The organism is Streptomyces sp. AC627_RSS907, from assembly GCF_019049165.1.
The window spans coordinates 1-585 of sequence record NZ_JAGMUE010000919.1 but is presented as its reverse complement, the minus strand read 5'-3'; the positions used below and the strand labels follow the sequence as shown (position 1 = coordinate 585).

Sequence of the window (585 nt, the reverse complement as noted above, 5' to 3'; positions counted from 1 at the left end):
GCCCCGGTCACGCCGATGCTGCGCGAGCGCGTCCAGGAAGGCGTTGGCCGCCGCGTAGTTGCCCTGCCCGGGACCGCCCAGCACAGCGGCCGACGAGGAGAACAGGATGAAGAAGTCGAGGTGGGTGTGTTGGGTGAGTTGGTGGAGGTGCCAGGCGGTGTGGGTTTTGGGTTGGAGGGTGGTGTGGGTGTGTTGGGGGGTGAGGTTGGTGAGGAGGGCGTCGTGGAGGGTGCCGGCGGTGTGGATGATGCCGGTGAGGGGGTGTTGGGGTGGGATGGTGGCGAGGGCGGTGGCGAGTTGTTGTGGGTTGCTGGTGTCGCAGGTGGTGATGGTGGGGGTGGCGCCGAGTTGGGTGAGTTGGTGGTGGAGTTGGGTGGCGCCGGGTGCATCAGGTCCGCGGCGGGAGAGGAGGAGGAGGTGGCGTATGCCGTGGTGGGTGACGAGGTGGCGGGCGACGAGGCTGCCGAGGACTCCGGTACCACCCGTGATCACCACCGTCCCCTCCGACCGCAACGCCGGGACACCGGCAGTGGCCGGCGGACGACTCCGCTCCAATCGTGGCACCCACACCCGCCCCGCCCGCAC

1 protein-coding gene is annotated in these 585 nt (G+C 69.6%); it reads right to left on the bottom strand.

Features of this window, described 5'->3' with window-relative positions:
* Positions 1-492: beta-ketoacyl reductase (locus KUM32_RS39455; protein ID WP_308408840.1), on the bottom strand; the 492-nt coding region annotated here is incomplete at its 3' end.
* Between the last annotated feature and the right edge of the window lie 93 nt (positions 493-585).